Origin of the sequence: Amycolatopsis sp. NPDC059021, from assembly GCF_042739895.1 — a bacterium.
Lineage (GTDB): Bacteria > Actinomycetota > Actinomycetes > Mycobacteriales > Pseudonocardiaceae > Amycolatopsis.
Genome location: NZ_JBHYIQ010000019.1, coordinates 75233 through 99425 on the forward strand (window position 1 = coordinate 75233; position 24193 = coordinate 99425).

The following is a 24193-nucleotide window of genomic DNA, read 5'->3' on the forward strand; positions in this document are numbered from 1 at the left end:
CGTTAAACGGACACATCTCGATCGGTCACGAAGGAGGCACCGATGCCCTACTACCGGCAAGTAGGCGAGGTCCCGCACAAGCGCCACACCGCGTTCCGCAAGCCCGATGGCGGGCTCTTCGCCGAGGAGCTGATGGGTGTCGAGGGCTTCTCCGCGGACTCCGCGCTGCTGTATCACCGCGGCTTGCCGACGGCGATCGTCGACGCGGTGGCGATCGCGGACGAGCGCGGCGCGCTGACCCCGAACCACCCGCTCAAGCCCCGGCACTTCAAGACCCAGGACCTCAAGTTCGCCGAGGGCACCGACGCGGTCACCGACCGGCGGCGCCTGTTCGGCAACGCCGACGTGACCATCGGCTTCGTCACCGCGAACGCCCCCAGCCCGCTCTACCGCAACGCCGCCGGTGACGAGCTGTTCTACGTCCAGGGCGGTTCGGCGACGGTCGAGACGATCTACGGCGCCCTCGAAGTAGGCGACGGCGACTACCTCGTCATCCCGACGTCGTGCACCTACCGCGTCATCCCGCACGGCGAGGTCAAGCTGCTGACGCTCGAAGCCCGCGGGCACATCGGGCCGCCGAAGCGCTACCTGTCGGCGAAGGGCCAGTTCCTCGAGCACTCGCCGTACTGCGAGCGCGACATCCGGGGCCCGTCGGAGCCGATGCTGGCCGACGGCACAGACGTCGAGGTCCTCGTGCGCCACCGCGCCGGGCTGACGCGCTACACCTACGCCACGCACCCGTTCGACGTCGTCGGCTGGGACGGCTGCCTGTACCCGTGGGCGTTCAACATCGACGACTTCGAGCCCATCACCGGCCGCGTGCACCAGCCGCCGCCCGTGCACCAGACGTTCGAGGGCCCGAACTTCGTCGTGTGCTCGTTCTGCCCGCGCAAGGTGGATTACCACAAGGACTCGATCCCGGTCCCGTACAACCACGCCAACGTCGATTCCGACGAGCTGATGTTCTACGTGCGCGGGAACTACGAGGCCCGCAAGGGCTCCGGGATCGGCATCGGCTCGCTTTCGCTGCACCCGTCCGGCTTCACGCACGGACCGCAGCCGGGCGCCGCGGAGGCGTCGATCGGCGCCGAGTTCTTCGACGAAACCGCGGTCATGGTGGACACCTTCGCGCCGCTGGACCTCGGCGAGGCCGCCGAAACGTCCGAAGACCCCGGCTACGCCTGGACCTGGTCCGGACGAGGGCCGGCCTGATCCGCCCGGCGGCCGGTGCTCCCGTTACCCGCGAGCACCGGCCGCCCTGTTACGGCACTCTGTGAAACGTCACGTCTTCCCTTGCGGCCGGAATTCAGGTTAGGCTCACCTAAGTAGGAGGTGAGCCGTGACCGAGGCACCGATGACCATCCGCCGCCCGCCGGCACCGAACCCGGCCGAACGCGCCAAGACGATCGCCACCCGCAATGGGCCGGCCTCGCTCGTGCCGACCGTGGAACGCGCCGACTGCGACACCGGCCGGGTCGTGCCCGTGCTGCACCACGTGCACCACAGCGGCAGCGTCAGCATCCTGCTCCCGGACGCGCACACCCTGGTCGGCGCCGCGAAGCAGGCACAACGCGGCGAGCTCGCCGTCATGGTCGAGCTGACCGACGAGGCGCCGGTGGACCTGCGCGAGCCGATCCGCGGGCTGGTGTGGATCACCGGCTGGCTGCGTCCGCTCAGCGAGGTCTCCGCCCGCGCCCGCGCGGTGTCGATCGCCGAGACCCGGCCGGATCCGCGGCTGCTCGACGTCGGCCATGGCATGACTCTGCTGCGGCTCACCCCGGCCTCGATCGTGCTCGCCGACGCCGAGGGCACGCATTCGCTGCGCCCGCACATGTTCAGCGCGGCGCCGCCGGACCCGTTCCACGACTACGAGGCGGAATGGCTGCGGCATCTGGAAAGCGACCATCCCGACGTCGTCGAGCAGCTCGCCAGGCACCTGCCCGAGGAACTGCGGGACGGCCGGATCCGGCCGCTCGGCCTCGACCGCTACGGCCTGCGGCTGCGGGTCGAGACCGACGCGGGCGATCATGACGTCCGCCTGGCGTTCTCGCGATCGGTGGACTGCCCGCGTCAGCTCTCCATGGAGCTGCAGCGGCTGATGGGCTGCCCGTTCCTGCGGCAGCGGGACGGGCGCGACTAGGCGAGTTCCGGCGGGAAACCGCCCTTCGCGATCGGCCCCCAGGACTCGATCGTCACGCGGATGAGGCTTTTGCCCTGCTTCCGCATGGCTTCGCGGTACTCGTCCCAGTCCGGGTGTTCGCCCGAAATACTGCGGAAGTACTCGACCAGCGGCTCGACGGACTCGGGCAGGTCGAGCACCTCGGCGGTGCCGTTCACCTGCACCCACTGGTCGTTCCACTCGTCGGAGAGGACGCAGGCGGACACCTTCGGCGCGCGCCGGATGTTGACCACTTTCGCCCGCTTCGGGTAGGTCGCGATGACGAGCCTGCCGTCGCTGTCGACGCCGCAGGTGACCGGCGACAGCTGTGGACCGCCGTCGGCCTTGGTGGTCAGCAGGATCGCGCGGTGGCGGGTGGACAGGAATTCGACCAGCCCGGCGCGGTCGATCTTTTCGTTGGTGGCGATGCTCCTCGGCATACCCCGAAGGTAGCGTGCGGACATGCATTCCCCCGTGCGGTCCTGGCTGGCCCCGACGCGCCCGGCGTTCCCCGGCGCGGTCACCGAACCCGGCGAGCGGCGCGCGATCATCGTCGAGCTGTGCATCGTCTTCACCATCACGCTCGGCATGTCCGGACTGCGCAGCCTGCTCTCCCTTGTGGACTCGCTGCTCAAGCCGATCCCGCTCGCCCAGCAGCAGGCGCAGATCAATGTGCCGCAGGCGGTGTCAAGCCTGATCGACATGACCAAGCAGCTGCTGTCCGCGGCGCAGCTGATCGCCTGGGGCGCGCTCGGGCTGTATCTGTTGTGGCGGGCCGGGATCAAGCTCGCGCAGGTCGGCCTGGACCGGCGTTCGCCGGGCAGGGACACGCTGCTCACCCTCGTGCTCGCCGCGATCATCGGAATTCCGGGGCTGGGGCTGTATTTCCTCTCGTACCACCTCGGCTTCAGCCTCGCCGTTCAACCGTCCACTTTGGGCAGTACCTGGTGGCGGCCGATCACGCTGACGCTTTCCGCGTTCGGAAACGCGTTCGCGGAGGAGGTACTCGTGATCGGGTACCTGCTGACCCGGCTGCGTCAGCTCGGCGTGCGCGAGAACGCCTCGGTGTTCGGCGCAGCGGTCCTGCGTGGTTCGTACCACCTGTACCAGGGGTTCGGCGGGTTCGTCGGGAACTTCGTCATGGGGCTGATCTTCGGCAGGCTGTGGCAGAAGACGAACCGGCTCTGGCCGCTGGTCGCCGCGCACACGCTGTTCGACGTTGTGTCGTTCGTCGGATATGCGCTGTTGAAGGGCCGTGTTTCCTGGTTGCCGTGAGCGCGGAACATTAGGCTCGGCGGCGTGACTGACGAGATGGCACCCCCCAAGGTGGACAGCGAGGTCGGGCCGCTGCGCACGGTGCTGCTGCACCGGCCGGGCAACGAGCTCAAAAGGCTGACGCCCCGCAACAACGACCAGCTCCTCTTCGACGGCATCCCGTGGGTGGACCGCGCGCAGGAGGAGCACGACGCGTTCGCCGAGGTGCTGCGCGGCCGCGGGGTGGAGGTGCTGCTGCTCGCCGACACGCTGCGCACGACGCTGGAGGACACCCGCGCGCACGCGGCCGGGGTGAAGGCCGCGGTCGACGACCGGCGGCTCGGCGGCGAGCTGGGCGACACGCTGCGTTCCCACCTCTCCGGTGTCGACGCGGCCACCCTCGCCGAGGTGCTGATGGCCGGGATGACGTTCGAAGAGCTGCCGGCCTCCGAGGGCGCGTCGCTGGTGCGGATGATGAACCACCCGCACGACTTCGCCGTCGACCCGCTGCCGAACCTGCTGTTCACGCGGGACTCGTCGGCCTGGATCGGCGACCGCGTCGCGATCTCGTCGCTCACCATGCCCGCGCGGCGCCGCGAGACGCTCCTGCTCGACATCGTCTACGCCTACCACCCGCGCTTCCGGCACGCGGACCGCGCGTACGGGGCGCACTCGGCGCCGATCGAGGGCGGCGACATCCTGCTGCTCGCGCCCGGCGTGCTCGCCATCGGCGTCGGCGAGCGCACCACCGCCGCCGGCGCCGAATCGCTGGCGCGTTCGGTCTTCGCCGACGGGATCGCGCACACCGTGCTCGCGGTGCCGATCGAGCAGTCGCGCGCCACCATGCACCTGGACACCGTGTGCACGATGGTCGCCGCCGACGCCGTCGTCATGTACCCGCTCGCCCGCGATTCGCTGACCGCGTTCACCCTGCGCCCGACCGGCGACGGTGGTGTGAAGGTGGCGGGCCCGGCGCCGTTCCTCGACGCCGCCGCCGAGGCGATGAGCATCGAGCGGCTGCGGGTGATCGACACCGGTCTCGACCCGGTGACCGCCGAACGCGAGCAATGGGACGACGGGAACAACACGCTCGCGCTCGCGCCGGGCGTCGTCGTCGGATACGAGCGGAACATCGAAACCAACGCGCGGCTCGAGGACGCCGGGATCGAGGTCCTGCCGATCACCGGATCGGAACTCGGCTCGGGCCGGGGCGGGCCGCGGTGCATGTCCTGCCCGATCCGCCGCGACTCGCTCTGAGCACCGGAAGTATGGCGGAACACGAATAAGAGGAGCGAAGTTAGCCTTTCCTAAATTCGATTTCCTATTTAGGGGAGGCTAACCGAAATAAGTGGAGACTTGCTTTAGGAATGGTAACCTAATAGGGGGTAGATCACCAGCCAAAAGTGGAAACGACTACATAGCGAGTGTATTGTTTTCGGCATGGCCGTCACGAAGCTGAAGAAAGAATCCGGCTCGAAGTTCTACGAGCTGCTGCAAACCCAGGTGCACAACGAGTTCAACGCGTCCCAGCAGTACATCGCGCTGGCGGTCTGGTTCGACGCACGGGACCTTCCCCAGCTGGCGAAGCACTTCTACAAGCAGTCGGTCGAGGAGCGCAATCACGCGATGGCGCTCGTCCAGTACCTGCTGGACCGCGACCACCACGTGGAGATCCCCAGCACCGGCGAAGTGCGCAACGACTTCTCCAGCGCCGCCGAGGTCGTCGAGCTCGCGCTGAACCAGGAGAAGGAGGTCGCGGCCGATATCTCGGCCATGGCCAAGGCCGCGCGCGCCGAAGAGGACTACATCAGCGAGCAGTTCACGCAGTGGTTCCTCAAGGAGCAGGTCGAGGAAATCGCGCAGATGACCACGCTGCTCAACGTCGTCAAGCGTGCCGGTGACAACCTGTTCGACGTCGAGGCCCACCTGTACCGCGAATCCGTCGGCGACGGCGGCGCGGACAGCGGAATGCCCCCGGTCGCGGGCGGCGCGCTCTGAACTCTCTCACCGCGAAATAGAGAACCCGGGCTCTCCCCCTGTGGAGCAGCCCGGGTTTTCCGTTGTGTCCCTCAGCAGTCCTGGTAGACGCTGTACAGGTACACGCCCGCCACCTCGCCCGCCTGGGTGAGGGTGAAGTGGTAGTTGGAGACCTGCCCAGCCGGGGCGACCAGTCCGTCCGACCCTTCGGTGGCGGCAGGATAGCTGGTGATCACGTCCTCTTTGGACGAACCAGCCCCGATGCCCTCCGGGGTGTGCGCCGCGGCCGCCGGGGTGACCGCGACGACGCCGTTCGACTGGGAGACCGCTGCGTTCACCGAAGTCGGCAACCCGCCGCCCTTGACGTCGAAGTACGTGCAGGAGTCAGCGCTCTTCTTGTTGCTGACCGTCATACCCTGCGCGGTCAGCTGTGCCTCGGTCATCCCCAGTTTCAACGCGCCGATACCGCTCGCGGTCAGCAGCGGGCCCGTCGTCACCTTCGACGTCTGGGGCTTCGACGGCGTCGTGGTGGCGCCACGGCCACCGGTCGTGTGCGGCGGGTTCTCCGCGTGCCCAGGCGGCGGCCCGCTCGGCGGCGGCTGCTGCGGATGGGACGTCGGCCCCGCCGAAACCGCCGAGGGCGGCCCAGACGTCGCCGGCGCGGGGGGCTGCGTCGACAGCTCGGGCGAAGTCGCCGCCATCACGGTGCTGCTGTCGCTGCTGCGGATCTTGACCACCGCGAAGCCACCGACGACGAGAACCGCCGCCATCGTCACCCCGGACGCCGACAGCACGACGTGGCGCCGACGCCGACGACGCCGCGCGCCGGCCACGATCGCCTCCTCGGCGCTCGCCCCGGGCTGGACTCCGAGACGCTCGTCGGCGAACAACGCGCGAAGCCGCTGCTCGAGCTCGTCTTCGGAGACGTTCACTCGGCTTCACTCCCTTCGCCATCGAGTCCGGTCAATGTCAGTTTCGTCCGCAACGACGCGATCGCCTTGCTCGCCTGGCTCTTCACCGTGCCCTGGGTGACTCCCAGCGCGGCCGCGATCTCCGCCTCGGACAATCCGTCGTAGTAACGCAGCACCATCACCGCGCGTTGCCTCGGCGGCAGGGCACGTAACGCCTGCCACAGCGGCTCGTGCTCGAACGGGTCGGCGTGGCTGACCGGCTGCGAGTCCGGGATCTCGGCGACGAGGTTCTCGCGCTTCGTCCGCCGCCAGCGGCTGACGTGCGCGTTCGCCATCGAACGGCGGATGTAGGCCAGCGGGTCGCCCGTCTTGCTCTGCACATACGACCAGCGCGAGCCGATCTTCTCGAGCACCGTCTGCACCAGGTCCGCCGCGTCGTGCGGGTTCCCAGTCAGCGCGTGCCCGTAGCGAAGCAGCCCTGGCAACGTCGCGCGCACGAACTCGCCGAAGTCAGCGAACTCGCCCGGCACGGACGTCGACCTCCCTCGGCTCTCGCGAGCCAATCCCGTGTCTCCCAGCGGGAAGACGGGTGCCGCTGCGGTCACCGTATCGCCTCCCCGTGGATTCGCGTCGCCAAGCGCCGAGTTGTCGTCCTCCCCCATACGCATCGCACCCCCCGCTGGTTGTCCGGTTCGCCCCATCACTTCGAGGGACGCCCGGATGGGGGATACGTTGCCATGTTCATCGCCGAGTGAGCGAGCCTGGGGGAAGGTAACGCCCATCGCTCTGAGCTGGGAATTCATGCACGGCGACGACGGCCGCGCGCGGGATGGGCCCGTAGACGTGCGGGAACCAGATCCCGGCCGGATGCGGCGGGTCGCCCTCCTCCCAGCGCACCGGCGCGCCGACCGCGGCGACGTCGATCTCCAGCAGCACCAGGTCGGTGCGGCCGGTGAACAGGGCGTTGGCGGGCAGATGCACCGTGCCGGGGTCGGCGCAGTGGACGAACCCGACGTCGTCCAGCGACGCCGGGCGATATTCGTCCCCGACGTTCTGCCACTCGTCGCGACTGCAGATGTGCACGATCATGCCCCGATCGTGCCACCCGGACGGGTCAGCGGAGGGTGAGCTGCCGCCCGATCAGGCCGTCGCGAGCGCGGCGCTCGGCCGCGTTGAGGGGTTCGGAGTCGAGCGACTTCAGCGCGGCGTCCAGCCGGGTGCCGAGCTGGTCCTTGGCGTCCGCCCACTCGCGGGCGTGGGCCTCGGGGTCGAGGTCCCAGACCGGCACCAGCAGCCCGTGTGCCCGGAACGAACCGGCGTAGCGCGTGCCATCGCCGAGCCCCAGCTCCCCTGCGGCCGACAGCCGCGCAAGCGCTTGCAGCAGCAGGTTCTCCTGCTCGGGACGGATCCAGCGCAGGTGCGCCTTCTCGCCGGCGAGCACCCAGTAGGCCCCGGCGCCGAGGCGCTCGGTCGGCATGATCGCGGCGTTCGCCCGCTCCAGCGAAACGGCGACGTCACCGGTCGCGTCGGCGTCCTCGGGCAGCCACCACGCGAAATCGGTGTGCAGCGTGACGTCGAGTTCGGCGTCGGCGACCAGCAGATCCTGGAGGCGCGCGTGCTCGTCGGCCTGCGGCGGGGTGGTCGTGTCCGGCACCGCGAGGACGTCGCCCGGCTTGGCGTCGAGCACCCACTTGAGCGAGCGGCCGAGGTCGCGGCTGATGTCGGACGAGCGCGTCTGCACCTGGAGGCCGAGATACCGCTCGCCGTCGGACCGCACGAACGCGGCCGCCGCCATCGGCAGCACGGTGCCGAGCGTGACGTCACCGCCGTCCTTCAGCGACAGCTTCGCCGTCGCCGACGGCACGAACTCGCGCAGCGCGATCAGCTCCGGCTCGGCGGCGAGCCCCTCGAACGGCTGCCCGACGAAGACGTCGCGCACCTTCGGCTGACGATCGGTGCCCTTCTTGGGACCCTTCTTGCGCGCGCCCTTGCCCACTGCTGCCTCCTCAAGCTCGGGCCATGACGCTATCGAAGACGCGGGGTCACCACGTGTCCGGCCCCTGCGTCCGCGACGGCTCCAGCGCGGCCAGAACCTCCCCTGCGCATTAGTTTTCCTCGTCACCGAAGGAACATCCTGATCGCCGATCGCAGCCACGACAGCACCCTTGCGCCGCCTGGCGCCCCCAGTCAGATCGTCACGTCCCCGTGAATCGCACCGGCCTGGACGACAGTTTCGGATGTCATCCTCGGGCTACGCTCAGGTGCGTGTTCGACCCTCGTGATCCCGAGTTCCTCGCCGACCCGTATCCCGCGTTCGCCGCGCTGCGTGCCGAGGGTGAGGTGCACCGGCATGACGGGCTCGGCCTCGCGATCGCCGTGTCGCATGCGGCATCGGCCGCGGTGTTGCGGCATCGGGGACTCGGGCGGATCTGGCAGGACGCGCAGCCGGTCGAGCGGTTCGCGTCGTTCAACCTGCTGCACCGGAACTCGTTGCTGGAGAACGAACCTCCCGCGCACACCCGGCTGCGTCGGCTCATCTCCGGCGCTTTCGCGCGCGGGCACGTCGAGCGGCTGCGGCCGATGGTCGCCGAATTCGCCGAAACGATGGTCGACGAGCTGGCCGGGAAGATCGCGGCCGACGGCTCGGCCGATCTGCTCGAACACCTTGCCCAGCCCCTGCCTGTCGCGGTCATCGCGGAGCTGCTGGGAGTGCCCGACGCCGATCGGCCGCGGCTGGTGCCCTGGTCGAACTCCATCGTGAAGATGTACGAATTCGGTCTGTCCGAGGAAGGCCGCGACGCCGCTGAGAGCGCGGCCGCGGAGTTCGTCGCGTACCTGCGCGAGCTGGCCGAGGCACGGGCGAAGTCGCCGGGTGAGGACATCGTCAGCGACCTGCTGCGCAGCGAGCTGACGCCGGACGAGCTGGTCGCCACGGCGGTATTGCTGCTGATGGCCGGGCACGAGGCGACAGTGAACGTCATCGGCAACGGGGTCGCCGCGCTGCTGACGTACCGGGATCAGTGGGAGCGGCTGATCGCGTCGCCGGAGTTGCTGGACTCGGCGGTCGAGGAGCTGATCCGGTTCGACTCGCCGCTGCAGCTGTTCGAGCGGACCGCGACCGAGGACGTCGAGATCGCGGGGTTCCGGGTGGCGCGCGGGGAGAAGATCGGGGCGCTGCTGGGCGCGGCGGCACGGGATCCGAAGGTGTTCACCGAGCCGGACGTGCTGGACATCGGACGGTCGCCGAACGCGCATCTCGGCTTCGGGATGGGGATTCACTACTGCGTCGGGGCACCGCTGGCGCGGGTGGAGATCGGTGCCGCGCTCGCAGCGCTCACCCAGCGGCTGCCGGGGCTGCGGCTGGTGACCGCGGAGCGGCGGCCGGAGTTCGTGATCCGGGGGCTGAAGGAACTACGCGTCAGCGTGTAGGCATCGAGCGGACGACACGCGTACGCAGACGGACGACTCGCGTACCTGGATGGACGACGCGTCAGCGGGGGGCGGTCGCCGGGCGGGCGGGGCGCTCCGGCGTCGGGGCGCCTTCGACGCGCAGCACGCGCAGTTCGCGGAGTTTCGGCCCGGCGATCGGCATCAGCAGATCCGAGAACTGCCGGACAAGCAGCGCCGTGACGGTGGCGAGCCCGGCGGCCGACAGGTCGGTCAGCGCGATCAGCACGACGCTGTCGGCCAGCGCCTGCACCCCATCGCGGAAACGCCAGTAGATCGTGACCGCGAGCAGCACCCAGTTCAGCAACCAGGCACCCCACCAGACCAGCACCAGCCGCGAGGGCTTCGGCCGGGCGTCACGAGCGCGGCGCAGCACCGCGTGTTCCAGCTCGCCGACCACGGACAGCGCCATCGGCAGGTTCACCACCGGCACCAGGACGCCGACCAGCACCTGCCACTGCGGACGCGGCGGGGCCTCCCCCAGCTCGTCCGCCGCGGCGAGGCGGGCGACGAGCAGCCACCAGATCGACAGCCCGGCGGGCAGCAGCGAAAGGATCGTCGTGAGCAGCCCGGCGGTGACGACGAAGGCGTCGGAGAAGGACACCACCGACGTGCTCAACGCCGACTCGCGGCTCTGCACGAGCAGGACGTACCGCCAGATCTCCGCCCCGGCGGCGACCGTGGCGAGCACGACGAACGCCCACAGCACCACCACGAGGCTGCGGGAGAGCACCGGGATCCGGTCGATCGGGCGGACGGCGTCGGAGGCGGTGCCGGGCACGGCCGTCGGACGGCGCCAGACCAGGTTCGGGAAACCCCAGCGCGGCGGCACCGGGTAGGACGGCGGCCCCAGGTAGGGCTCGCGGACGGCGGGACGCCGGCGTGGCCAGGCACCGGGCGGCGGCGACGCGACCCAGCGCAGCCGCGGCCGGTGCACCGGCCGGCGGTGGTACGGGTAGGCCTCGGCCTGTGCGGCCAGCGTGCGGCCCGCGTGCTGTGCCTGCGCGGGATGCGGCGCCGCGGGCACGGTCGGCCAGTACCCCGTGCCCGGATACGCGGGCGCGGGGTACGGCTGTGCCGGAGGTCGCGGCGGCTGCTGGCCTGGGTGCACGGTTACAGGACTTCGGGCTCGATGCCGGGCAGCTCACTGACCATCGGGCGGCCCTCGCGCTGCCACGAGCCCATACCGCCCGCGACGTTCACCGCGTCCCAGCCGCTGGCGTTGAGCCACGCGGCGGCCCTGGCGGAGCGCCCGCCGCTGCGGCAGATGACGTAGACCGGCTGATCCTCGGGCAGGTCCTCCAGCTCGCCGACGCGCGCGGGCAGCTCACCCATGGGGATGTGCAGGGCGCCGGGGGCGTGTCCGGCTCGCCACTCGTCGTCCTCGCGGACGTCGAGCAGCGGAAGACCGTCGCGCGGGAGATCGCGCACCGCGGCGGTGGGGATTTCAGCAGGGCTTACCACGCTCTCCATGCTGCCACGCCGTCCCGTGACACGCGCGTGAGCTGCCGGAAATGCTCTGAAGGCCACCTTGAGGGCGTTCAAGTCCCTCATGGTGGCCTTCAGAGACCCGTCGCGGTCAGTGGACCACGGCCTTTTCGGCGCCGGCGCCGGTGAGAGCGCGGACCTCCATCTCGGCGTACTTCTTCGCGTTGCGCTCCTTCGACAGCACCGTGCCGAGCCAGCCGAGGAAGAACGACACCGGGATCGACACCAGGCCCGGGTTCTCCAGCGGGAACCAGTGGAAGTCGACGCCCTTGATCATCGGCTTCGCACCGCCCGACACCGCGGGTGAGAACACGATCAGCACGACACACACGATCAGGCCGCCGTAGATCGACCACAGCGCACCCTGGGTGTTGAAGCGCTTCCAGAACAGCGAGTACAGGATCGTCGGCAGGTTCGCCGAGGCCGCGACCGCGAAGGCCAGCGCCACCAGGAACGCCACGTTCTGCTCCTTGGCGAGGATGCCGCCGATGATCGCGACCGCGCCGATCACCAGCGCGGTCAGCCGCGCCACGCGTACCTCGGAATCCGGGGACGTCTTGCCCTTCTTGATCACGTTCGCATAGACGTCGTGCGCGAAGGACGCCGACGCGGTGATCGTCAGGCCCGCGACCACCGCCAGGATCGTCGCGAACGCGACCGCAGCGATGAACCCGAGCAGCACCGGACCGCCCAGTTCCAGCGCGAGCAGCGGCGCCGCCGCGTTCGTCGATCCTGGCGCCTTCGAGATCTTCTCCGGGCCGACGACCGCGCCCGCGCCGTAGCCGAGGACCAGCGTGAACAGGTAGAACACGCCGATCAGCACGATCGCCCACACCACGGAACGCCGGGCGTCGCGCGCGGTCGGGACCGTGTAGAAGCGCATCAGCACGTGCGGCAGTCCCGCGGTCCCGAGCACCAGCGCGATGCCGAGCGAGAGGAAGTCGAGCTTCGTCGTGCCGGTCTTGCCGTACTGCTTGCCGGGGTCGAGGAGCGCCGCCCCGCCCTTGCCGCCCTTGTCGATCGCGGCCTGGAACAGGTTCGACAGGTTGAAGCCGTACTTGCCGAGTACCCACAGCGTCATCGCGAACGCGCCGATGATGAGCAGCGCGGCCTTGATGATCTGGACCCAGGTCGTACCTTTCATGCCACCGATCAGCACGTACAGGATCATGATCACGCCGACGACGGCGATGACCAGGTCCTGCCCGAGGTTGCCGCTGATGCCGAGCAGCAGGTTGACCAGCCCGCCCGCGCCCGCCATCTGGGCGAGCAGGTAGAAGAACGACACGGCGAGCGTCGAGATCGCGGCCGCCGCACGCACCGGACGCTGCCGCATCCGGAAGGCCAGTACGTCGCCCATGGTGAATTTCCCGGTGTTACGCAACAACTCCGCGACGAGCAGCAACGCGACCAGCCACGCCACCAGGAACCCGATCGAATACAGGAATCCGTCGTAGCCGTTGATCGCGATGGCGCCGGCGATACCGAGGAACGAGGCCGCCGAGAGATAGTCGCCGGAAATCGCGATGCCGTTCTGCGGCCCGGTGAACGCGCGACCGGCGGCGTAGTAGTCCGACGCCGTTTTGGTGTTACGGCTGGCGCGGAACACGATCGCCAGCGTGATCACCACGAACACGGCGAAAATGCTGATGTTGAGGGCGGAGTTGCTGCCCTGCACACCCGCGGCGAGGCTCATCGGCGCGGCTCCCCTTCGATTTCGGCGCGGAGCTCATCCGCCACCGGGTCGAGCTTCCGGTTGGCGTAGCGCACGTACAGCCCGGTGATCAGGAACGTCGACACGAACTGCAGCAGGCCGAGCACGAGACCGACGGTGATGTTGCCGAACAGCTTGGTGCTCATGAACCCGTGCGCGTAGTCGGCGAGCAGGACGTACAGCAGGTACCACGCCAGAAACAACGCCGTCATCGGGAAAACGAACACCCGCAGCCTTCTGCGCAGCCGCGCGAACTCGGGGCTGCTCTGCACCCGTTCCCACTCCGTTTCCGGTCCCGCCCCACCGGCTGTTTCCTGCTCGGTGCCACTCACTGCGGACCCCCACCTTCCCTGTTCTTCCGGTCCGTCGATCTATCGCAGCGACAGGGAGATCATGCCCCCGGACAGCCCGTTTCAACCCTCATCTATTTGAGTGAACGGTATGACGGAAAGTAGAACTTTGTCCGCGAAGTTCCGCGCCGGATGTGCGAATTGACCAGCCTTGCTCTCTCGATCGTGGCCAAATCAACTGACAGTGGGTGAGTAAACCGCCAACCGGGTCGTCTTTCGCGCGACCGGCGGAGTGGTGCTCACTTACGGTGTTTGCCCTTGCCGGTGCGGGTCTTCTCCTCCGCCTGGCCGAACCGCGCGACGGCCCTGTCCCGCATGAAGCCGAGCGGATCCGGCGCGTGCAGGCGCAGCATGATGTCGTGTACGTGTTCCGGCCGCCCGTAGCCGGTCACGCGGCTGACCAGGTACGTCGTGAGGAAGGCGACCGGCACGCTGATCAACGCGGGCTGGTTGGTGAACCACGGCGCCCAGCCGCCGGTGTAGCCGCTGACGATGTTGGTGATCAGTGCCGCGAGCACGAGACCGCCGCCGACGGTCATCCCGGCCATCGCGCCGGGCCAGCTCAGCTTGCGCCACCAGATGCCCAGCACCAGCAGCGGGCAGAACGTCGAAGCGGCCAGCGCGAACGTCATCCCGATGGACAGCGAGATGTCGTCCGGGCGCAGGGTCGCGGCGAGCACCATCGGGATGATGGCGGTGATCCCGGTGGCGAGCCGGAAGTCCCAGATCCGCCCGGGAAGCACGTCGGTCGACACCACCCCGGCGACGCTCACCAGCAGCCCCGACGTACTCGACAGGAACGCCGCGAACGCGCCCGCCGCCGTCACCGCGGCCAGGATCTGACCGCCCACCCCCGGCAGGATCGCCGTCGGCAGGTTCAGCACCGCCGCGTCGGTCTTGCCGGTGACGAGCAGCTCCGGCACGTACATTCTCGACAACGCGCCGAGCATCGTCGGGAACAGGTAGAACAACCCGAGCAGCAGCAGGACGTGCACCGTGGTGCGGCGCGCGGCCTTGCCGTCCGGGTTCGTGTAGAAGCGGACGAGCACATGCGGCAGGCCCATGGTGCCGAGGAACAGCGCGAACATCAGCGAGTACGTCTCGAGCAGGCCGGAGAGCCCCTTGGAACCGGGACTGAGCCAGTCGTCGTTCAGCGACGTCGATTCGGTGACCACCGGCACCGGGGCACCCGCGGGGAACTTCAGCGTCGTCCCCTCCGACACCGAGTGCGGCACGAGCGGCGCCCACCGGGCCAGGCCGTCGGCCGGGGCGTGGTCGATCCTGCCGTAGGCGAAGAAGTAGGTCTCCGCGGTCACCTTCAGCGTGACGTCGGTCTGGACGCTGACCTTTGTCTCCTGCGGGAACACCGGCGGCGCCGCGGCGCCGAGCGGCCGGGCCCCGCCGGGCCCGCCGCCGGTGAAGAACACCATGCACAGGACGAACGCGGGCACCGCGACCGCGAACAGCTTGAGCCAGTACTGGAAGGCCTGCACGACGGTGATCGCGCGCATCCCGCCCGCGATGACGTTGACGGCGACCACGCCCATCACGAGCACCGAGCCCGCCCAGGCGGGGAGCGGCAGCAGGGTCGCCAGCGTGAGCCCCGCGGCCTGCAACTGCGGGACCATGTAAAGGATCCCGATGAAGATCACGAACGCCGTCGAGAACTTGCGCAGCGCCTTGGATCCCAGGCGCGCTTCGAGGAAGTCGGGCAGCGTGTAGGCACCGGACCGGCGCAGCGGCGCGGCGACGAACAGCATCAGCGCCAGGTAGCCCGCGGTGAACCCGATCGGGAACCACAGCGCGTCGGCGCCCTCCTTGAGCACGATTCCCGCGATGCCGAGGAACGACGCGGCCGAGAGGTACTCGCCGGAGATCGCGGCGGCGTTGCGGCGGGATCGCACGGTGCGGCGGGCGACCAGGAAGTCGTGCGTGCTGGTGGCCGAGCGCGAGGAGCGGTGACCGAGGTAGAAGGTCACCACGATGACCACGACGATCGCGGTCAACGCCCAGGGGTTCAGCTGCACAGGGGAAATCCTCGCACGTCGAGGAGAAAGCTAGTTCTCGATCATGTCCACGAAGTCGCGCTCGTGCCGCTCCGCCAGCCGGTTGTACCAGAGGCCGATCCCGAACAGGAACGGGAAGGGCAGCACGCCGAGGATCAGCCAGGCCACCGGGATGCCCGCCAGCGTCACCCTGGCGAACCCCGGCAGCAGGTAGAACAGCACCGGCAGCGAGCCGAAGACGACCACGACGAGCAGGGCGAGCAGCAACGCCGTTCGCAGCTGTACCTTGACCAGGTCCTTGATCAGCAGCTTCCCCCAGCTCGTCTGCTCCTCGAGTTCGACACGGGAGCGCAACGCGCGGGAGGCTTGACGCGGGTCGGCGAGGATCACTCGCTGCCGCTTGGGTTTGGCGTGGTGTTCGGGTTCCGGGCGCAGCGGTTGCGGCGCCGCCGGAACGGGTTCGACGACGGCTTTTTCCGGCCGCTTCCCGAGTGTCGGATCCGGTTGCCGGACCCCGTTGGCCAGCCGGCGGTAGTAGTCGTCCGTCATGGCCGAGCCCGCGCCATGGCTAACCGTTCCGGCCGGTACCGACCAGCCGGTCCTTGAGCGCCCGGGTGTGCCGCCTGCTCACCGGCAGCACCTTCTCCTCGTTGCCGATGACCACCTGATAGCCGCCCTGCCCCATGCGCAGCTCGGTGATGAGCGGCAACGCGACCAGGAACGACCGGTGGATCCGCACGAAGCCCGCCTTCTCCCAGCGCTCCTCGAGCTGGGCGAGCGGGATGCGGACGAGGTGGCTGCCCTCGGTGGTGAACAGCCGGGCGTAGTCACCCTGCGCTTCCACCCAACGCACGGACGACCGCGGGATCAGCTTCGTGGTGCCGGCGAGCTCGACCGGGATGACCTCGTCGTCGTTCTTCACCGGCTCGCCCGCGCCGCCGCGGGCGGGCACCGCCGGGGCGGCGCTGAGCTTCTCGACCACGCGGCGCACCGCGCGGTCGAGGCGATCCTGGTTGAACGGCTTGAGGACGTAGTCGATCGCGCCGAGGTCGAAGGCGTTGACCGCCTCCTCGGAGTTCCCCGTGACGAACACGAGCACCGGCGCGGGCCGCAGCGCGGCGAACACGCGCGACATCTCCATCCCGGACAGGCCGGGCATGTTGATGTCGGCGAACACGGCGTCGACCGTGGGCAGGCCGCGGTCCTTGCGCGCGCGCAGGTCGGGATCGTCCGAGGACAGCAACCGCAGCGCGTCGGAGGCGTCGAGGGCTTTGAAGACGCGGCCGACCGACGGACTGTCTTGAAGACGGTGGACAAGTTCGTCAAGACCGAGCGGCTCATCGTCCACCGCAAGGACGATGAGCTTCCGGGTGTCGTCGTGGGCACTCACAGTGACTCGCATATTGCCCATTGCCGGGTGCAATGTCCAGCCCCGGCGCGGTAATCCTGCTCCGAACGCATTAACCGGCCGCAGCGAACCGGCATCTGTCTTCTCCTCTCGACCCGCTCAGAGCCCGAAGCGGCTCCACGCGGCCTTGGTCGCGACGGCGTCCAGCAGCGCGCTCGCGGCCGCGGGTGCGCCGATGCCGAGCCTGGCGAGCAACGGTTTCTTCGGCTCCGCGATGGCGATCTCCGCGTCGGGGTAACGCTCGGCGATCACCTGCCGGAGGCTGCCGAGCCCGTCGATGAGCCCGAGTTCGAGCGCCTTCACGCCGAGCCAGACGTCCCCGGTGAACAGGTCCTCGTCCGCGCTGAGCCGGTCGCCGCGGCGCTCCTTGACCCAGCCGACGAACAGTTCGTGCAGCTGGGAGTGCATTTTCTTCAGCCACTCGACGTCCTCGGGCTTCTCCGGGCTGAACGGGTCGAGCCGCGACTTGTTCTCGCCCGCGGTGTGCAGGCGGCGCTCGACACCGAACCGTTCGAGCAGCCCGGTGAACCCGAAGCCGCCGCTGATCACGCCGATCGAGCCGACCATGGACGTCCGGTGCGCGTAGATCTCGTCGGCGGCGCAGGCCAGCCAGTACCCGCCGGACGCGGCGACGTCCTCGGCGAACGCGAGCACCGGCACGCCCTTTTCGTCGGCCAGCTGGCGGATGCGCTCGGCGACCAGGCCCGACTGCGTCGGCGCGCCGCCGGGCGAGTTGACGAGCAGCGCGACCGCCTTGAGCCGGTCGTGCCCGAACGCCCTGGTCAGCGCGGACTCGACGGCGGCGAGGTTGATCGTGCCGCGGCCCAGCGGCGACGCGTTGGGCGTGATCACGCCGTGCAGCTTGACGACGGCGACGACGTCCTTGCGGTCGACCCGGTCGCCGATCATCGGCAGGCGCGCGGTCAGCTTGTCGGTAACGCTCATCTGGCCAGGCTACCGAGATCTACCGAGCGGGCAGGACACCGCTGCGGGAGCCGTGCACTCCGTTGATCTCCCCGGTGTGGCCGTCGTCCCGGCTTTCCTGGGACGGGACGTCGGCCGAGTAGTCGGGCAGGTCGGGCCGGACGCCCGGCATGAACTTCGGCACCCGCAAGGTCACGCGCATCCCGGCGCCGGGCGCCGTCTCGACCATCAGCGCGTAGTCGATGCCGAACACCTGCTGCATGCGCTGGTTGATGTTGCCGAGGCCGACGTGCGCGCCGGTGCGGTGCGCACTGCGCAGTTCCGCGAGCCGCTTGGGGTCCATGCCGATGCCGTCGTCCTCGACGCTGATGAGCGCCTCGGTGCCGTGGTCCTGGGCGATCACCGTGACACAGCCGCCGCTCGGCTTGTTCGCCAGCCCGTGTTTGACAGCGTTTTCCACCAGCGGCTGGATGATCAGGAACGGGACCACGACGGAAAGCACTTCGGGCGCGATCTTCATGCGGACTTCGAGCCGTCCGCCGAAACGCGCGTTCTCGATCGTCAGGTAGCGATCGATGTTGCGCAGCTCCTCGGCGAGCGTGGTGAACATGCCCGAGGTGCGGAACGAATAGCGGGTGAAGTCGGCGAAGTCCTGGAGCAGTTCGCGTGCTTCTTCCGGGTCCGTGCGGATCAGCGCGGAGATCGTGTTGAGCGCGTTGTAGACGAAGTGCGGGGAGATCTGCGCGCGCAGGGCCTTGATCTCGGCCTGGTGCAGCAGGCTGCGGGATTCGTCGAGCCGGGCGAGTTCGAACTGCGTGCAGACGAACTGCGCGACGGCGTCGGCCATCTGGATCAGCTTGCCGCGGGTGCGGCCGACGACGATGAGCGCGGCCTCGGTCTCGCCCTCGACGATGAGCGGCACGATCACCGCCGTACGCATCTTGCAGGCGTTGCGGTGGTTGCACGGCATCCGGTCGTGCGCGACGACCTCGCGGCGGTGCTTGCGGATGGCGGCGCCGATCGCCTCGACGAGGTCGACGTAGTGCTCGTTCGCCTCGCCGTCCCAGGACAGCAGGGTGCCTTCACTGTCGGTGATGCCGACCGCGACGCAGTCGAGCATCTCCAGCAGCTGGGTGGTGATCTTGTCGGCGGCGTCCTCGTCGAGGCCGGACCGCAGGTTGGGCGTCGCCTTCGACATGCGGTGCACCGCCTGCAGGACGGCGTCCTCGATGACGCTGGCCGGACGACGCAGCTTGACCAGCAGCACTACGACGGAGATTCCGAGCACGAGCACGAGAGCCCACGGAATGATCTGCGCTATCGCGAACCCGGACACGGCGTCCATGCTCTGCGCTCGGACAACCGGGTGCAAGGCTTTACTCCTACTTTCTGTCCAGTCGTGACCACCGACGGTGGGGAGGACCCTACCGACGGTTCGGGGGAAACCCGCATGGTCACCGTGCGCGACGCACGAGAGGGTGATTTGGCCGACCGCTTCAGGGGAGGGGACGAACGGATGTCCTGGCGTCGCGGAGTGTCACGAGGGATCGCCGTGGGGCTGGTGGTGGCCGCGCTGGGGGCGGCCACCATCGGATCGGCTTCGGCCGCACGGCGGGGAGACGACGTGGACACCGCTGTCACGAAGCTCGTCACCGAAGGGGGTTTCCCTGGAGCGGTCGCCTATTACCGGGAGGACGACCGGGTGCGCCGGTACACGGCGGGAGTCGCCGACACCGCGACCGGCGAACCCGCGATGGCGTGGCAGCGTTTCCGCATCGCCAGCAACACCAAGGCGTTCGTGGCGACGGTCGTGCTGCAACTGGCCGGGGAACAGCGACTCTCGCTCGATGACTCCGTCGAGCGGTGGCTGCCGGGTGTCGTGCGGGGACCGGGCTACGAAGCTTCGCGGATCACCGTGCGGCAACTGCTGAACCACACCGGCGGCGTCCACGATCCGGACCAGGTTTCCTTGCTCTACCCGTACTTCCACGGCCACCGGGACTTCGTGTACACCCCGGACGAGGTGATCCGGCGTTCGCTGGTGACCCCGCCGTCGTTCGCGCCGGGCGCCGGGGTTTCCTACAGCAACACGGGATATCTGCTGCTGGGGAAGGTGATCGAGCGCGTCACCGGGCACGATGTCGTCCGCGAAATCCGGCAACGGCTGCTGATGCCGCTGGGCCTGTGGCACACCGCGTTCCCGACGACCTCGCCCTATCTGACCGGCCCGCACCTGCACGGCTACGACCTGAAGGGCGAAGACCTGACGACGTTCAGCCCGTCGTACGACTGGACCGCGGGTGCCATGGTGTCCACTGTGGACGATCTGGCGACGTTCCACCGCGCGTTGCTGGCCGGGCGCCTGCTGCGGCCCGCCGAACAGGCCACGCTCCGGCAGCTGGTGCCGAACGACGAGGGTGGCGCGTACGGCGCCGGGATCGAGACCTTCGACCTGCCGTGCGGCACGGTCTGGGGCAACACGGGCGCCGGGCCCGGGTTCTACAGCGTGTCGATGAGCAGCGCGGACGGGCGGCGTCAGGTGGTGCTCGTGGTGACGGTCTACGACCTGGCGGCGGACGCGGCGCATGCGCCGAAGGTGGTCCCGTCGAGCCCGCTGCCCGCGGTGCAGGCTGCACTCTGCGGCTGAAGTCGCCGGCCATGCCAAGGGTGGATGGGGATAGTCCGTGGGGGCCTCCTTGAGGGACTCACGGACCTGAAGACGCCGACGCAGGACGGCGCTTCGCCCGGCATCGCGTCCTCTGTGGAAAGCGCTCTCCCGCACCCAGGCGCGAACGCCGCCAAATTCCCCCGCGCGGGTGAGCCCCGCCGCGGCTCGCTCCGGGCAGGCTGTGGCCTCCGCACAGGTCCGTGAAGGACTCCTTACCGGCACTGAGCGCCGTGAAGGAGTCCTTCACGGCCCTCCGCACAGACGAGCCCCAACCACCGAACCGGGGCCCCGATGTGGGGGTGTCCCCCACCCGCTCCGGGGGGCGACCCCAAGACCATTCTATCGCCGGGGTACGACGGGAACCCGGAAAAGCGGCGAGACGGCCGGAGTTGTCCACATTCGGGAAATCGCTGTGGAAAACTCCGGGAATTCCCAGCGTGAGGCCGCGGAAACGGGCTACTTGAGCAGCCGGGAGAGGCGGCGGTCGGCCAGTGGTTTCCCGCCGGTCTGGCAGGTCGGGCAGTACTGGAAGGATTTGTCGGCGAACGAGATCTCGCGGATGGTGTCGCCGCAGACCGGGCACGGCAGGCCGGTCCGGGCGTGGACCCGCAGGCCCGACCGTTTCTCGCCCTTGAGCCGCGCCGCGTCCTGCCCGACCGAACGCGTCACCGCGCTGGTCAGCACCTCCTGCACCGCCGTCGCCAGGCCCTCCAAAGCCGAAGACGGCAGCTTCCCGGTCGTGGCGTACGGCGAGAGCTTGGCCATGTGCATGATCTCGTCGGAGTAGGCGTTCCCGATCCCGGCGATCAGCGACTGGTCCGTCAGTGCCGTCTTGAGCCGCTCGGTCCGGCCCGCGAACAACTCGCCCAGCTTCCCGGCGTCCAGCGACAACGCGTCGGGGCCCAAGCGCGCGATGCTCGGGACCTCGTTCGGGTCACGCACGATCCACACCGCGAGGCCCTTCTTCGTCCCCGCCTCGGTGAGATCGAACCCCGGCCCCGCCGCGGCGTCGAGGTGCACCCGCAGCGAGATCGGCCCCTTCCCCGGCTTCAGCGGCGCCGGCGACAGCGCGTCCGACCAGCGCAGCCAGCCCGCCCGCGCCAGGTGCACCACCAGATGCAGGTCACCGGCCACCAGATCGAGATGCTTCCCGTGCCGGGTCGCGCCGGTGACCTCCTTGCCGTGCAGTTCGGTCCACGCCGGGGTCGCCGTCTTCAGCACGCTCAGTGACGCGACGTCGAGCCGGAACACCGTGGCGCCCACGGCGTGTTCGCGCAGGTGATGGGCGAGGGCTTCGACCTCGGGCAGCTCGGGCATACCGTCAGTCTCGCGCGTCGGCGCGCATTACTCCACCGGGTGCAGCGGACCGTCGAAATCCGGCAGCGAGTTCTGCTGGATGGTCTTCTGGATCCGCTTGACCTCACCCTGCACGGTGAACATGCCGCGGATCGTGCCGACCCACCGCTCGGACGGCCGGTCACCGGTCATGTCGCCCTCGGTCTCCGCGACCACCGTCCACGGCCGCCGCAGGATCCACCGCAGGGGGAAGAACAGCACCACGAGCAGCAGCGCCAGCAGCACGAACGCGGGCACCTTCACCTGGTCAGGCGTCCACACCACCAGCACCACGGCCAGCACCGCGGTCACCACGATCATCGCGATGCCGGGGCCGTAGCTGCCGGCGACGTCGTGTTCGAAGTTGTCCGCCGTCGCGGGCGCACGCCATTCCATCTGGGCACGGACCACCCAGTCGCGGCCGTCCTCGCCGCGCACCAGCCGGTTCATTCAGTTGCCTCCCGGGCGCCGCTCAACGTGAGCGGGACCAACCGTACCGTGAGCACGGGCGGCGACGCGAGGCTGAAACCGGACAATCCGCTCCGCCTGGACGATCACCGCTGTTCAGAAGCCCGAGGTCGACGAGGAATAGGCCGATTCGGTGACAGTCTCCTGGGTGCTTCGCGACGTGCTCGACGTGCTCTGCTGAGTGGTCCGGTGCACCCGGCGGGTCGTGGTCGTCTTGGTGGTCTTCGACGAACGCGAATACGTCTCCGAGCGCGACGTCGTCTCGGTCGTCGTGGTGGTCGAGGTCCGCGAACCGGTCGGCGTGGACGTACGCGCCGGCTTGCTGCCCGACGTCGGCGTCTTGGTGCACACCGGCTTCCCCGAATCCGTCGGCTCCGACGTGATGCTCGGGCGCGAAGACTCTGTCGCGCTCGGATCCATCCTCGGCGTCGTCGACGAACTCGTGCTGGTCATGCTCGGCTGCGGGCTCGGAAGATCACCTCGCGGAGCCGTAGAACCGCCCTCCGGCCGCCCCGCCTCGCCGCCGCGGCCCGACGGGATGTTCACCACCGGCAGCCGCGGCACCTCGGCCGCGCCGAGCGGGCCCTGCTGCCCCTCCTGTCCGGCGGGCTGCCCGGCAGGGACCTGCGGATGCACGGCGGGCACCACGCCCCGCCCGTTCAGCCAGCCCACGCCGATCCGCGGCGGCTGCGGGGGCGGCTGCTGCGGCGACGGGCCCGGCGGCAGCACGGCCAGCTCCGGGGCACCCCCGCCCGGCAACCCGATGTTCTGCGACGGCTGCGGGCCGAACACCACCGGCCCCGCCGCGAAACCCACCGCACCGGCGGCCGCCGTGGAGGCCAGCGCCAACCCCACCTTGACCTTCGAACCGAAGACGACGCTCTTGACCGTGGCGAGCACACTGCTCGCGGCACCACCGAGCGAGCCGGCGGCGGGCACCAGCAACACCAGCACCCCGGCGTGCGCCCGCAGCGACGAACACACGTCCAGCAGCTCGTCCTGCGTCGCGCGGCACGACGAGCACCCCAGCAGATGCGCCTTGATGCGCTCCGCCTCCGCGCCCGTCACGCTCCCCGCGGTGAACCCGCCGAGCTTCTCCACCACCGCCCGGCACGAGTCCGGGCCGCGATTCACCGAAAGGTGGGCCTGCAGGTACGCCGCGCGCAGTCCCTGACGCGCCCGCCGCGCCAGCGCCGCCGTCGCGTTCGCGCTCAGCCCGAACTGGGTCGCCACCATCGCGGGCTGCTCGCCCTCGACCTCCGTCTGCCACAACACCGTGCGCCAGCGCTCCGGCAGGCTCGTGAACGCCGTCGTGATCAACGTGTGCTCGGCCGCCCGCGAATGCGTGTCCGCACCGGGCCCGGCGTGGAAGTTCAGCTCGTCGTCGCTGACCGGGACGTCCCGGCGCGCGCCGTGCCACTCCCACGACACCCGCCGCGCCACCGTCAGCAGATAGGCCCGGACGTAGTCACGAGGCCCCGCGCCCCGGCGCAGCGCCTGGAGCACCCGGAAGAAAGTTTCGGCGGTGATGTCCTCGGCTTCGGAACGATCCGACGCGAGGCTCTGCGCGAGTCTCCGGACCGCCGCGGCATGCAGTTCGAACAGCTCGCCGAAAGCGGCGTCCTCGCCGTCCCGCAGCCGCTGCAACAGTGCCTGTTCATCGGATTCCGAGGCCGCTTGTGGCGGCACCGTGCCCAGCTCGGTCATCCGGCCCGGCACCTCCTCCCCGAAGGACTCACCAATCGCCTCGATTGGGGACACCATACGGAGCGATGCGGCCGTCGTCACCCCCTGTACGCCGGCTGTGACACCGACGGGACGACCGGGGGGCCGGTCACGAACGCCCCAACAGCCGGTGTAGTCTATGCCCCGTAACCACGACAGAGCGGTTACGAACGCGGATGTAGCGCAGCTGGTAGCGCATCACCTTGCCAAGGTGAGGGTCGCGGGTTCGAATCCCGTCATCCGCTCGGGGTTGGGCGAGTTCTGCGGACGGAAAGCGTCCGCCCAGAACCCCTCACCATTTCTCGGGGGGGGGGGGGCGCCCCCCCCCCCCCCCCCGGGCGCGCGCCGAGTAGTGAGCTG

Annotated in this window: 24 protein-coding genes and 1 tRNA gene; 8 read left to right on the plus strand and 17 right to left on the minus strand. The window is 69.5% G+C overall.

Going from position 1 to position 24193, the window contains the following annotated elements; all coding sequences use genetic code 11:
* Positions 1-42: 42 nt before the first annotated feature.
* Positions 43-1212 (plus strand): homogentisate 1,2-dioxygenase, encoded by a 1170-nt coding sequence (locus tag ACFWX1_RS14120; RefSeq protein ID WP_378387198.1) that lies wholly within the window; start codon positions 43-45, stop codon positions 1210-1212.
* Positions 1213-1339: 127 nt separating this feature from the next.
* The gene (locus ACFWX1_RS14125; RefSeq protein ID WP_378387200.1) at positions 1340-2140 is read left to right on the plus strand and encodes a DUF2470 domain-containing protein; all 801 of its coding nucleotides are present in this window, start codon (positions 1340-1342) and stop codon (positions 2138-2140) included.
* Here ACFWX1_RS14125 and ACFWX1_RS14130 read toward each other — a convergent pair.
* Positions 2137-2598: a PPOX class F420-dependent oxidoreductase gene (locus ACFWX1_RS14130; RefSeq protein ID WP_378387202.1), complete on the minus strand. Its 462-nt coding sequence runs from the start codon at positions 2596-2598 to the stop codon at positions 2137-2139. The two genes, ACFWX1_RS14125 and ACFWX1_RS14130, sit on opposite strands and share 4 nt — an antisense overlap.
* A gap of 22 nt (positions 2599-2620) precedes the next feature.
* Here ACFWX1_RS14130 and ACFWX1_RS14135 point away from each other — a divergent pair, with 22 nt between their 5' ends.
* The 3 genes from ACFWX1_RS14135 to ACFWX1_RS14145 all read left to right on the plus strand — a co-directional run bounded on the left by ACFWX1_RS14135 (position 2621) and on the right by ACFWX1_RS14145 (position 5410).
* Positions 2621-3433: a CPBP family intramembrane glutamic endopeptidase gene (locus ACFWX1_RS14135; RefSeq protein WP_378387204.1), complete on the plus strand. Its 813-nt coding sequence runs from the start codon at positions 2621-2623 to the stop codon at positions 3431-3433.
* Between the two features lie 36 nt (positions 3434-3469).
* The gene (locus ACFWX1_RS14140) at positions 3470-4669 is read left to right on the plus strand and encodes an arginine deiminase (protein WP_378387299.1); all 1200 of its coding nucleotides are present in this window, start codon (positions 3470-3472) and stop codon (positions 4667-4669) included.
* A 183-nt stretch (positions 4670-4852) separates the two neighbouring features.
* Positions 4853-5410 carry a ferritin gene (locus ACFWX1_RS14145; RefSeq protein ID WP_378387206.1) on the plus strand — a complete coding sequence of 186 codons (558 nt, stop codon included), beginning with the start codon at positions 4853-4855 and terminating at the stop codon, positions 5408-5410.
* Between the two features lie 71 nt (positions 5411-5481).
* On the opposite strand, the gene ACFWX1_RS14150 is transcribed toward ACFWX1_RS14145, so the two are convergent.
* The 4 genes from ACFWX1_RS14150 to ACFWX1_RS14165 all read right to left on the minus strand — a co-directional run bounded on the left by ACFWX1_RS14150 (position 5482) and on the right by ACFWX1_RS14165 (position 8296).
* Positions 5482-6321 carry a hypothetical protein gene (locus ACFWX1_RS14150; protein ID WP_378387208.1) on the minus strand — a complete coding sequence of 280 codons (840 nt, stop codon included), beginning with the start codon at positions 6319-6321 and terminating at the stop codon, positions 5482-5484.
* The gene (locus tag ACFWX1_RS14155; RefSeq protein WP_378387210.1) at positions 6318-6830 is read right to left on the minus strand and encodes a SigE family RNA polymerase sigma factor; all 513 of its coding nucleotides are present in this window, start codon (positions 6828-6830) and stop codon (positions 6318-6320) included. The genes ACFWX1_RS14150 and ACFWX1_RS14155 overlap by 4 nt, the downstream gene beginning before the upstream one ends.
* A gap of 211 nt (positions 6831-7041) precedes the next feature.
* A complete protein-coding gene (locus ACFWX1_RS14160; RefSeq protein WP_378387212.1) occupies positions 7042-7389 on the minus strand; it encodes a DUF952 domain-containing protein in 348 nt (115 codons plus the stop codon).
* A gap of 25 nt (positions 7390-7414) precedes the next feature.
* On the minus strand, positions 7415-8296 hold the full coding sequence (locus ACFWX1_RS14165) for a DUF5926 family protein (protein WP_378387214.1): 882 nt from the start codon (positions 8294-8296) through the stop codon (positions 7415-7417).
* Between the two features lie 269 nt (positions 8297-8565).
* Here ACFWX1_RS14165 and ACFWX1_RS14170 point away from each other — a divergent pair, with 269 nt between their 5' ends.
* Positions 8566-9729: a cytochrome P450 gene (locus ACFWX1_RS14170; protein WP_378387216.1), complete on the plus strand. Its 1164-nt coding sequence runs from the start codon at positions 8566-8568 to the stop codon at positions 9727-9729.
* A gap of 61 nt (positions 9730-9790) precedes the next feature.
* Here the strand turns inward: ACFWX1_RS14170 and ACFWX1_RS14175 are convergent, their stop codons facing one another.
* From ACFWX1_RS14175 to ACFWX1_RS14215, 9 genes are all read right to left on the minus strand, one after another.
* Positions 9791-10858 (minus strand): DUF4328 domain-containing protein, encoded by a 1068-nt coding sequence (locus ACFWX1_RS14175; RefSeq protein ID WP_378387218.1) that lies wholly within the window; start codon positions 10856-10858, stop codon positions 9791-9793.
* A 2-nt stretch (positions 10859-10860) separates the two neighbouring features.
* Positions 10861-11220 (minus strand): rhodanese-like domain-containing protein, encoded by a 360-nt coding sequence (locus ACFWX1_RS14180; RefSeq protein ID WP_378330906.1) that lies wholly within the window; start codon positions 11218-11220, stop codon positions 10861-10863.
* A 106-nt stretch (positions 11221-11326) separates the two neighbouring features.
* A complete protein-coding gene (locus ACFWX1_RS14185; RefSeq protein WP_378387220.1) occupies positions 11327-12931 on the minus strand; it encodes a cation acetate symporter in 1605 nt (534 codons plus the stop codon).
* Positions 12928-13281 (minus strand): DUF485 domain-containing protein, encoded by a 354-nt coding sequence (locus tag ACFWX1_RS14190; RefSeq protein ID WP_378387222.1) that lies wholly within the window; start codon positions 13279-13281, stop codon positions 12928-12930. Before ACFWX1_RS14190 ends, ACFWX1_RS14185 begins: the two co-directional genes overlap by 4 nt.
* 257 nt (positions 13282-13538) lie before the next feature.
* Complete coding sequence (locus tag ACFWX1_RS14195; protein WP_378387224.1) at positions 13539-15326, minus strand: cation acetate symporter; 1788 nt, start codon at positions 15324-15326, stop codon at positions 13539-13541.
* Between the two features lie 30 nt (positions 15327-15356).
* Positions 15357-15854: a hypothetical protein gene (locus ACFWX1_RS14200; protein WP_378387226.1), complete on the minus strand. Its 498-nt coding sequence runs from the start codon at positions 15852-15854 to the stop codon at positions 15357-15359.
* A gap of 19 nt (positions 15855-15873) precedes the next feature.
* Complete coding sequence (locus ACFWX1_RS14205; RefSeq protein WP_378387228.1) at positions 15874-16707, minus strand: LytR/AlgR family response regulator transcription factor; 834 nt, start codon at positions 16705-16707, stop codon at positions 15874-15876.
* A 105-nt stretch (positions 16708-16812) separates the two neighbouring features.
* Positions 16813-17658 (minus strand): S49 family peptidase, encoded by an 846-nt coding sequence (locus ACFWX1_RS14210; protein WP_378387230.1) that lies wholly within the window; start codon positions 17656-17658, stop codon positions 16813-16815.
* A 19-nt stretch (positions 17659-17677) separates the two neighbouring features.
* Positions 17678-18982 (minus strand): histidine kinase, encoded by a 1305-nt coding sequence (locus ACFWX1_RS14215; RefSeq protein ID WP_378387301.1) that lies wholly within the window; start codon positions 18980-18982, stop codon positions 17678-17680.
* A 171-nt stretch (positions 18983-19153) separates the two neighbouring features.
* Here ACFWX1_RS14215 and ACFWX1_RS14220 point away from each other — a divergent pair, with 171 nt between their 5' ends.
* Positions 19154-20284: a serine hydrolase domain-containing protein gene (locus ACFWX1_RS14220; protein ID WP_378387232.1), complete on the plus strand. Its 1131-nt coding sequence runs from the start codon at positions 19154-19156 to the stop codon at positions 20282-20284.
* A gap of 477 nt (positions 20285-20761) precedes the next feature.
* On the opposite strand, the gene ACFWX1_RS14225 is transcribed toward ACFWX1_RS14220, so the two are convergent.
* From ACFWX1_RS14225 to ACFWX1_RS14235, 3 genes are all read right to left on the minus strand, one after another.
* Complete coding sequence (locus ACFWX1_RS14225) at positions 20762-21622, minus strand: Fpg/Nei family DNA glycosylase (protein ID WP_378387234.1); 861 nt, start codon at positions 21620-21622, stop codon at positions 20762-20764.
* Between the two features lie 27 nt (positions 21623-21649).
* Positions 21650-22090 (minus strand): DUF983 domain-containing protein, encoded by a 441-nt coding sequence (locus ACFWX1_RS14230; protein ID WP_378387236.1) that lies wholly within the window; start codon positions 22088-22090, stop codon positions 21650-21652.
* Positions 22091-22204: 114 nt separating this feature from the next.
* Entirely contained in the window at positions 22205-23815 is a 1611-nt protein-coding gene (locus tag ACFWX1_RS14235) for a sigma-70 family RNA polymerase sigma factor (RefSeq protein ID WP_378387238.1), read from the minus strand.
* 190 nt (positions 23816-24005) lie between these two features.
* Between ACFWX1_RS14235 and ACFWX1_RS14240 the strand changes: the two genes are divergently transcribed.
* A tRNA-Gly gene (locus ACFWX1_RS14240) sits at positions 24006-24078 on the plus strand.
* Positions 24079-24193: the final 115 nt, after the last annotated feature.

Coding starts and splice junctions, on each gene's coding strand:
- ACFWX1_RS14120 (WP_378387198.1), top strand. CDS start 43: ATGCCCTACTACCGGCAAGTAGGCGAGGTCCCGCACAAGCGCCACACC.
- ACFWX1_RS14130 (WP_378387202.1), bottom strand. CDS start 2,598: ATGCCGAGGAGCATCGCCACCAACGAAAAGATCGACCGCGCCGGGCTG.
- ACFWX1_RS14135 (WP_378387204.1), top strand. CDS start 2,621: ATGCATTCCCCCGTGCGGTCCTGGCTGGCCCCGACGCGCCCGGCGTTC.
- ACFWX1_RS14140 (WP_378387299.1), top strand. CDS start 3,470: ATGGCACCCCCCAAGGTGGACAGCGAGGTCGGGCCGCTGCGCACGGTG.
- ACFWX1_RS14145 (WP_378387206.1), top strand. CDS start 4,853: ATGGCCGTCACGAAGCTGAAGAAAGAATCCGGCTCGAAGTTCTACGAG.
- ACFWX1_RS14160 (WP_378387212.1), bottom strand. CDS start 7,389: ATGATCGTGCACATCTGCAGTCGCGACGAGTGGCAGAACGTCGGGGAC.
- ACFWX1_RS14180 (WP_378330906.1), bottom strand. CDS start 11,220: ATGGAGAGCGTGGTAAGCCCTGCTGAAATCCCCACCGCCGCGGTGCGC.
- ACFWX1_RS14185 (WP_378387220.1), bottom strand. CDS start 12,931: ATGAGCCTCGCCGCGGGTGTGCAGGGCAGCAACTCCGCCCTCAACATC.
- ACFWX1_RS14200 (WP_378387226.1), bottom strand. CDS start 15,854: ATGACGGACGACTACTACCGCCGGCTGGCCAACGGGGTCCGGCAACCG.
- ACFWX1_RS14205 (WP_378387228.1), bottom strand. CDS start 16,707: ATGCGAGTCACTGTGAGTGCCCACGACGACACCCGGAAGCTCATCGTC.
- ACFWX1_RS14210 (WP_378387230.1), bottom strand. CDS start 17,658: ATGAGCGTTACCGACAAGCTGACCGCGCGCCTGCCGATGATCGGCGAC.
- ACFWX1_RS14215 (WP_378387301.1), bottom strand. CDS start 18,982: ATGGACGCCGTGTCCGGGTTCGCGATAGCGCAGATCATTCCGTGGGCT.
- ACFWX1_RS14220 (WP_378387232.1), top strand. CDS start 19,154: ATGTCCTGGCGTCGCGGAGTGTCACGAGGGATCGCCGTGGGGCTGGTG.
- ACFWX1_RS14225 (WP_378387234.1), bottom strand. CDS start 21,622: ATGCCCGAGCTGCCCGAGGTCGAAGCCCTCGCCCATCACCTGCGCGAA.
- ACFWX1_RS14230 (WP_378387236.1), bottom strand. CDS start 22,090: ATGAACCGGCTGGTGCGCGGCGAGGACGGCCGCGACTGGGTGGTCCGT.
- ACFWX1_RS14235 (WP_378387238.1), bottom strand. CDS start 23,815: ATGACCGAGCTGGGCACGGTGCCGCCACAAGCGGCCTCGGAATCCGAT.